Raw genomic sequence first — 8,108 nt, forward strand, 5'->3', positions numbered from 1 at the left:
AAAAAATGAAGCGGGGGAAGGGTTGTTAACGTGCTACGACCCTAATATATACCTCGTTAAAAATGCGGACACCATAAAGTTCACGAAGAAAAAAGCTAGTGAAATGGCCAAATACATTTGCAACCTTTATAAAATCCCTGTCGGCACTATTGCCGATACCGGATATGTAATCCCGAAGCATATTTTTCGCGAAAAACCATTAGCAGAAATGCTATTTACAGCGTTAACCACGACCCGAAAGCATACAGGTAGGCGTTTTTTTATTTCCAATCATCTCGGGAAATTTATGCTCACCGAAATGAAAGTGCCAAGCGCCAAACTGATTATTGAGAGCGGGAGAAACTTATTATCTCTTAGCGTTAATGAAAGTATTGAGGAAACTAAGACAAAAGTAAAGGTGATCGGTGGCACAGATAAAAAACCGGTGACTGTTACAGTCCAAAATAACAGCCTGGTAAAGCAATATGGCGTTATGCAGCACGTCGAACGTGCCGATGAGAAACTGAACAAAGCGCAACTACAAAAATTAGCTAATCAGTTGCTAAAAGAGATGGGCAAAGTCGCAACAGACATGAGCCTCGAGTCTTTAGGGATCAATGAGATCACGTCCGGCTCCGTGATCCAAGTATATAACAAAATGACGGGTATTAACGGCACCTACTATGTCAATTCGGACACCCACCATTACGAAAACGGGGTGCACACGATGTCGTTAACCATTAGCAGCAGCCCTACTCTAGCAGAGGTGGCCTATGAGGAGGTATGAGACATGGAGGGGAACGGTGCTGTTCGGCTTATTAATCTGATGCGGCAACATGGCTATAACAAGGACATATCCATTGAGCTGGCCACGGTGACGTCGCCACCTCCTAATATCAAAATCCAAGTCGACAACATGAAAATTGAACTGGACAAGGACGATGTTATTATCGCTCAGCACGTAACAAAACATAAGCGGCAAGTCAGAATCAATGGCGGTACAACAGTAGAGCTGGAATACCAAGATGAACTGAAAGTCGGTGATCGCGTCATCGTAGCCAGCGACCGTGACCAAGTGTTTTATATCATTGATCGGGCGGTGATTTGAATGACGCTTGCTCCGGTCAACCTTGACGAGCTGAATGCCGATAACGCAACGGAAACCGTAGTGATCGGCCCGTCGAAGACGTATCGCATCGATTTTGAAAGAGGGGAAATGGGCGGGATCATCGACAATGACGAGGCCATTTTGCAGTTTATCCAAAAGGCCATTATGACGGCTCGCTCGCGCTTTTTTATTTACGATGATGAGTATGGCTGCGAAATAGAAGATATCATTGGCAAGAACGTCTCTAGCGAGCTCCTAGAGGAAGAAGTCCCTCGACTAATCAAAGAAGCGATTGAATATGATGACCGGATCGAAAGTGCGTCAAATTTTCTCATTGAACGCAACGGTGATCAAATGCAAGTTACCTTTACTGTCACCTTGGCTAATGGCAGGACGATAGAGGGGGTGAGCGTGAATGTTTGAAGATCAGACGTTTAAGGTGATCATGCAGCGGATGCTGTCGCGAATCCCTGATGACTTTGATAAGCGGCAAGGGTCTGTGGTATGGGATATGCTCGCTCCGGCGGCCCTTGAATTGGAACGTGCATACCAACAACTGTATTTAGTGACTAACTGGTTATATTTATCCGAAGATGTACCTCGGGATATACTACTTGCTCGAGTGAGGGACTTTGGCATCGAACCTAAACCGGCACAAAAAGCAAGTGGTTTATTGACTTTTGTAGGACGGACAGGAACGGTGATCCCAGCCAATACACGCATTAGCACAGGGGACAGCATTCCCATTTTCTTTTATACAGTTAATGATGCGGCTATCGGGGACAACGGAACTGCTACTGTTCTGGCAGAAGCCGAGCTGCCCGGATCATCAGGCAATGTTCCGGCCAATGCTATTACAGTTTTGGTCGATGTCATTGACGGAGTGGAAAGTGTGACAAACTTGCAAGCATTTGAAAATGGAGTCGATGAGGAAAGTGATGAATCACTGCTTGCTCGTTATTACGAGAGAATACGTAAACCAATCACGTCAGGGAACATTGCTCATTATCGTCAATGGGCGTTGGAAGTTGCCGGGGTAGGTGATGCAAAGGTGACGCCTCTTTGGAATGGTCCTGGCACTGTCAAAATTACTATCGTCAACACAGACATGCAGCCAGCGACCACTGAATTGGTTGCTCAAGTGCAGGAGTATATCGAACAAGTGCGGCCCATTGGCGCGGCTGTAACGGTTACTTCGGCGACGGGCAAACCGATCAGCGTTTCGGCAAACGTCATTTTGGCATCGGGATATACACTGCAAAATGTACAAGATGCATTTGCAGCGTCGCTCGATGAATATTTGAAAGAGATTGCTTTCTCTATGACTTATGTGAGCTACGCGAAAATCGGGACACTTTTGCTAAGCACGCCCGGTGTGATTGATTACAGTGAATTGACTGTGAACGGAAGCACGGCGAATGTTGCGTTGCAAGATGATGAGGTGCCAATTCTCGGAACGGTTGCGCTGGGGGTGTAGGAATTGGCGTATCCTCAACAGATTGATCGGTTTTCAACGAAGTTAAATAAAAAGCTGGACGGCAACCGGTATGTTATTGAGGAAGAAGTCATCCCGATCAATGGCGTCTACGAAGGCGAATTGAAGCATGACAACGTGGTGAAAGATACAATCCGTGTGTATACGGGATCAAAAATGACAGGGAATCGCATTGATCAGTTTGTTTTGTCTGTTCCGTCTGAACGGCCATGGCGAACGATGATTAAGATATTTTCAAACGCCCCAAAGCTCTATATATCTTACGAAACGCCAGGCGATACGGTTGAGGCTGATGATGTGAATATGCTTCAGGAGGCAATCACGGCCACACAAACGGAATTAGAGCGATACAAAACCGATGGAATGATTGATGGAGGAACTTTCTTGAGGGAGGGATGATAATATGCCCCAAACCATACGGATTAAAAGGGGAACTAAGGCGCAACTGGATGCATACGGTCCGTTGCAACAAGGGGAAATGGGATTTTGTACGGACACAAAAGAAGTGTATATTGGAGACGGTACGATAAATACTTTAGTCGGACGTGTAATGTCCGGAACGTTGGCAAATCGTCCTAAAGCGTCAGTGCAGGGAAGGTTTTATTATGCGACAGATGACGGATATCTATATTTGGACTTGGGTACGGCATGGCAACGAATCAGTACAAAGAACCTGACGGATTTAAACGGAACCATTGACGATATTGTGGACGGTACGAACTATGCAAAAATCAAAAAAGCAGACGTAACAGGCGGAAGCGTCAATAAAGTGTCAGACGGCACCAAAACGGCCACCGCAGCGCAAATCCGAGACCATATCGACAATGCTGCTATCCACCGTCAAATCAACGATGCGGGCACAGGACCAACAGACCTGTGGAGCGCGCAAAAAATCCGAAACGAGATTGAACTCGCAAAACGCAATATCGAACCGCAAGCCAGCGTCAAAAACCGCATCACTACTACACCGCCAACTACGCCGGAAGTCGGTGATCGATACATCATCCCATCCGGCGCAACCGGCGCATGGTCGGGTCAAACCAACAAAATTGCAGAATGGAATGGGTCGGCATGGGATCTGTACACACCACAAACTGGATGGACGTGCTATGTCGATGATGAGCAAAAGATTTATAGCTGGAACGGGACGGCTTGGGTGCGCACGGGCGGAGCGTTGCAGACGATCACAGCCGGAAACGGTTTGACGGGTGGTGGTCAGGCCGATACGGTCACTCTGCATGTCGGCGCGGGAAACGGAATCAATGTCTTGGCGGACACGGTGGAAGTGAAGGCGTATAGGGGTATTACGGTGGATGCAAATGGAGTAGCTGTGAATATCGATGGGAGCAGTATTGTCTATGATTCAGTGAACGGAAACCGGCTTATGGTGGCTGTCATTGACGGTGGAACGTTCTAGGAGTGGTGAATAATGCCAAGACAAGTATTGATTAAGATAAGGAGAGGAACAGAATCCCAACTTCCTGTACTGGATGTCGGTGAATTAGGTTTTTGTACAGACACAAACAAGTTGTATATTGGTACACCGAACGGAAATCAGCTTCTTGTGGCAGCTCAGTCTGTCGGTGACATGTTGAAAAGCATATATGATACAGATTACGACGGGAAGGTTGATGCGGCAGAAACGGCTGATAGTGTGCCGTGGTCAGGAGTAACGGGGAAGCCTACAACATTTCCGCCATCAAGTCACGATCATTCTAGAATGGTGGTTGATGACACCCGAAACATTAATTTACTTCCAACAGATCTTACCTCAAGGGAGATTAGGGCAGAATTTAAGTATCGATCTACGGTCGGAATGCCAGGCAGTGGAACGTATTGCAAAGTCATAACGCTGGTCGGCTGGACAGACGATAGCGGAGGAGCTGTTCATCAAGTAGGCTTTGATGACAACGGTGACATCTACATCAGAAGAGGAACGAGGTCGAGCGGATGGGGGGGATGGGTTAAGTTGGCGCGAGAAGCTGATGTTATGCCCAAAGGCCCGATCACTTGGAATCAACTGAAAGGGGTGTGATGGATGTACGGTCAAACTTTGTACGGCGCGACTCTCTTTGGCACAGATCAGCAAGAACATTCATCACCAGCCACATCGGTTGATTTGTTTCAATATCTTCCTAATTACTATCGAGGTATTCGGGAGTTTGAAGAGATAATGAACGCAGAAGGAGAAGAGCTTGGAAAGCTCTGGTCAGAGATCGATAATCTTCCCAACCAATTTTCTGCCACAACAGCTACATGGGGATTGTCGTTTTGGGAGTCTGAACTTGGTCTTGCTGTTGACCCGACAAAGCCGATGGAGTGGCGAAGGGAACGAATCAAGGCGAAACTTCGTGGCGCCGGAACCACGACAAAGCAGATGATTCAGAACGCCGCGGCTGCATTCAGTGGCGGCGAAGTCGATGTCATCGAATATCCATCCGAGTATCGATTTGAGGTCAAATTCATCGGCGTAAAAGGCATTCCACCAAACATGGCAGGGTTAATCGAAATGCTAGAACAAATTAAGCCTGCGCATTTGGCGTACAGCTTCAAATACACATACACGGTGTGGAATGCGGTTAAAAATCTCACATGGAATCAAGCCACAAGCAAGACATGGAACGAGCTCAAGGTATATGAGGGAGCGTGAAGGGGATGAAACTCACAGGGAACTTAGGTTTAAAGAAACCTGAAGGCACAGATGTCGTCAACATTGATGACTTGAACCAAAACTTTGACATTTTGGACGTGGAAGTGACTAAGCTAGCTACGGCATCAGAAGCAGGGCGAATGTCTGCGGCAGACAAAGTTAAACTGGATGGTATCGAGTCGGGCGCACAACGGAATACAGTAACGAGTGTCAACGGAAAAACCGGCGCTGTCACCCTCACCTCCTCTGATGTCGGAGCAAGTCCAACAGGGCACACACATGCATTTGCGGAGATCACAAGTAAACCGACAACGCTGTCTGGGTACGGAATCACAGACGCGATCCCGGCCAGCCAAAAAGGCTCGGCAAACGGCGTCGCCTCTCTCGACGGGAGTGCAAAAGTGCCGACGCCACAATTGCCAAACGCCAGCACCACACAAGCTGGTATCGTCCAACTCGAAGATACATTGACAAGTACTTCGACGACAAAAGCGGCGACGGCGAATGCGGTGAAACAGGTGAATGATACAGTTGTTGCGCATTTGGCTGATTATGTGAAGCATCCTGCTTATGCAGTTGCCAGCGGTTCGGCAAATGCTTATTCAGTCACTTTGACCCCTGCTCCTACTGCTTATGTAGATGGGATGGCTGTTACCGTAAAAATTAATGTGGATTCCACGGGAGCTTCTACTTTAAATGTGAATGGTCTAGGGGCAAAACCATTAAAAAAAGCTAATGGAAATGACGTAACAAATTTAAAAGCAAACGGCGTTTACACCTTTAGATACAACGCTTCAACAGGAAATTTTATCTTACAGGGTGAAGGGGGGGCTGGTAACGCTCAACCCGCACATGTATTGAGCGGAAAGACGTTCACAAATGATAGCGGAGAACAAACAGGAACAATGCCGAACCGTTCAGCAGAAAACTTTCACATGCCGGCCCTTGAAACTGCTGTTTGGCCGGGAGATAAAATTTTCCTAAGACCGCCACAGGGTTATTATGATGGAAACTCTTGGGTTACAGCGTCAGAACCGGATTTAATCGCTTCAAACATTCGACAGGGTGTAAATATTTTTGGTGTTGTTGGAACGTTAGTTGAGGGAAAAAAGTTTGCAAGTGGTACAGTAACATCATCCCCTAACTATGGATATTTTAGGGTCTCAAATTCAGGGGCTTTGCATGGTTATCCTTATATAACTGTAAGCGGATTAACATTTCAACCGACAGTCATACATGTTTTTGTACCGGACGGAAACACAGATATAACAATATTCGATAACCGACGGAACTATTTAGGAAGTGCCAGTGCTGATATTACGATGCAAAACACCGTATATCTCAATAATTCGGATGACGCTTATGTAAATTCATCGGGTTTTAGATTACCTGTAACTAACCCTAATACTTTATTTACATGGTACGCCTATGAATAGGAGGGACAAAATGAATAAAGTCGGCAGAAAAATTTATTATGACAAAGCAACTGGAAATGTCTTAGTTGATACGGGCGAAATGATGGGTGCGGTCATAGAAACAACCGTTGACCAAGATTTTGAAACGTACCAAGCGTTAAAAGAGCGCGTTCGTGATACTGTCGGTGTTATTCAGCTTGAATATGGACAATACGCGGCAGATATTGCTCAATGCAATGGTTATCGAGTTAATCCTGAAACGCTAGAATTGGAGTTTAGTTATCCTGATCCTAATGAGCCGGAAGCGCCGCAGGTTTTTCGTAAACCACTTTCGGAAGAAGTTGAGGAAACAAAACAAGCAATTGCTGAATTGACATTATTATTAACTCAAATGGGAGGAATGTAGAATGTTCAATGAAAATAGCGGTTTAGTAAAAGTTTGGGTAAGTCTTGTATTAGCAGGAACTTATACAATTGACCAAGTGCCTAACTTGAGTAATTTAAAAGAAGTTGTAACACAAGTACTCAATAGTATGAAGTGATGAACATTCGGACGATACTGCGCAATAAGCACACTTTATACAGGTGTGCTCTTTTTACTTTAAGTGGGGAAAGCGAGGAAAACGAATGAAGCATAATACCAACACTCTATACACCACGATCACAGGCGGTAGCGCATCAGCTATCGCCTATTTAATTGGCGGGGTTGATCATCTTGCTATTGCACTCGGAATCATGATGGCGGTGGATTATATTTCAGGGCTGATGGTTGCTGTCAGCACAAAGGAAGTGTCATCCAAGACGGCATTTCGAGGACTTATGAAAAAAATGGCGATGATTTTGGCGGTTATCGTGGCAAACCAACTGGACGCGGTAACAGGCAGTGGCGATTTTATGCGCAATACGATGATTATGTTCTTGATTGGTAATGAAGGAATCAGTTTCATCGAAAACCTTGGGCGTTTAGGTGTATCCATTCCAGGACAGGTTTCGAAGGTATTTGCGCAACTAAAAAATGAAAATCAGAAGGGAGAGAATAAACAATGAGCGTATGGACAGAAAAGTTTATTCGTGTGAACAAGTATTCGCGTCCAGGGTTAAAACTCAAAGGTGTGAAAAAGCTTGTCTTGCATTGGACAGCAAATCCAGGTGCATCAGCGGCCAATCATTTCACGTATTTTGATCGAACCATCATTCAAGCACAACGATACGCCTCGGCACATATTTTCGTTGATAAAAACGAAGCACTTTGTATTATTCCTCTGGATGAAGTAGCTTATCACGCTAACGATGGTACTTACCGCGGCGTTCCAGAACTGAAACCGAACGCGAACTTTCTATCCATCGGTGTGGAAATGTGTGTGGAAAAAGACGGCACATTCCATCCAGACACCATCTCTCGTACAGAAGATGTATTTGTAGAGCTCTGCAAAACATTTAAGTTGGATCCAATTAAAGACA

General features: G+C 45.7%; 13 protein-coding genes. All 13 read left to right on the plus strand.

What is annotated here, in order from left to right; all coding sequences use genetic code 11:
• Positions 1-766 (plus strand): hypothetical protein (locus VU18_RS02170; protein ID WP_047757572.1); only part of this gene is annotated, 766 nt, incomplete at its 5' end.
• Positions 767-769: 3 nt separating this feature from the next.
• The gene (locus tag VU18_RS02175; protein WP_047757573.1) at positions 770-1,087 is read left to right on the plus strand and encodes a DUF2577 family protein; all 318 of its coding nucleotides are present in this window, start codon (positions 770-772) and stop codon (positions 1,085-1,087) included.
• Complete coding sequence (locus VU18_RS02180) at positions 1,088-1,510, plus strand: DUF2634 domain-containing protein (protein WP_047757574.1); 423 nt, start codon at positions 1,088-1,090, stop codon at positions 1,508-1,510.
• Positions 1,503-2,564: a baseplate J/gp47 family protein gene (locus tag VU18_RS02185; RefSeq protein WP_047757575.1), complete on the plus strand. Its 1,062-nt coding sequence runs from the start codon at positions 1,503-1,505 to the stop codon at positions 2,562-2,564. The genes VU18_RS02180 and VU18_RS02185 overlap by 8 nt, the downstream gene beginning before the upstream one ends.
• A 3-nt stretch (positions 2,565-2,567) precedes the next feature.
• Entirely contained in the window at positions 2,568-2,981 is a 414-nt protein-coding gene (locus tag VU18_RS02190; protein WP_047757576.1) for a hypothetical protein, read from the plus strand.
• 4 nt (positions 2,982-2,985) lie between these two features.
• The gene (locus tag VU18_RS02195) at positions 2,986-3,999 is read left to right on the plus strand and encodes a DUF2793 domain-containing protein (protein ID WP_047757577.1); all 1,014 of its coding nucleotides are present in this window, start codon (positions 2,986-2,988) and stop codon (positions 3,997-3,999) included.
• A 12-nt stretch (positions 4,000-4,011) separates the two neighbouring features.
• Positions 4,012-4,617, plus strand: coding sequence for a hypothetical protein (locus VU18_RS17140; protein WP_082218518.1), 606 nt, complete (start codon positions 4,012-4,014; stop codon positions 4,615-4,617).
• Positions 4,618-4,620: 3 nt separating this feature from the next.
• Positions 4,621-5,232 (plus strand): YmfQ family protein, encoded by a 612-nt coding sequence (locus VU18_RS02205; protein WP_047757578.1) that lies wholly within the window; start codon positions 4,621-4,623, stop codon positions 5,230-5,232.
• A 5-nt stretch (positions 5,233-5,237) separates the two neighbouring features.
• Positions 5,238-6,668 (plus strand): tail fiber protein, encoded by a 1,431-nt coding sequence (locus VU18_RS02210; protein ID WP_047757579.1) that lies wholly within the window; start codon positions 5,238-5,240, stop codon positions 6,666-6,668.
• 10 nt (positions 6,669-6,678) lie between these two features.
• The gene (locus VU18_RS02215; RefSeq protein ID WP_014194748.1) at positions 6,679-7,053 is read left to right on the plus strand and encodes a hypothetical protein; all 375 of its coding nucleotides are present in this window, start codon (positions 6,679-6,681) and stop codon (positions 7,051-7,053) included.
• Position 7,054: 1 nt separating this feature from the next.
• Positions 7,055-7,189 carry a hypothetical protein gene (locus VU18_RS21005; RefSeq protein WP_255351066.1) on the plus strand — a complete coding sequence of 45 codons (135 nt, stop codon included), beginning with the start codon at positions 7,055-7,057 and terminating at the stop codon, positions 7,187-7,189.
• An 85-nt stretch (positions 7,190-7,274) separates the two neighbouring features.
• Positions 7,275-7,694, plus strand: coding sequence for a holin family protein (locus tag VU18_RS02220; protein WP_033012595.1), 420 nt, complete (start codon positions 7,275-7,277; stop codon positions 7,692-7,694).
• Positions 7,691-8,108, plus strand: a 418-nt coding sequence (locus tag VU18_RS02225; RefSeq protein WP_047757580.1) for an N-acetylmuramoyl-L-alanine amidase family protein, incomplete at its 3' end; no start/stop codon positions are given. The genes VU18_RS02220 and VU18_RS02225, both read left to right, overlap by 4 nt.

The organism is Geobacillus sp. ZGt-1 (genome assembly GCF_001026865.1).
GTDB lineage: Bacteria > Bacillota > Bacilli > Bacillales > Anoxybacillaceae > Geobacillus > Geobacillus thermoleovorans.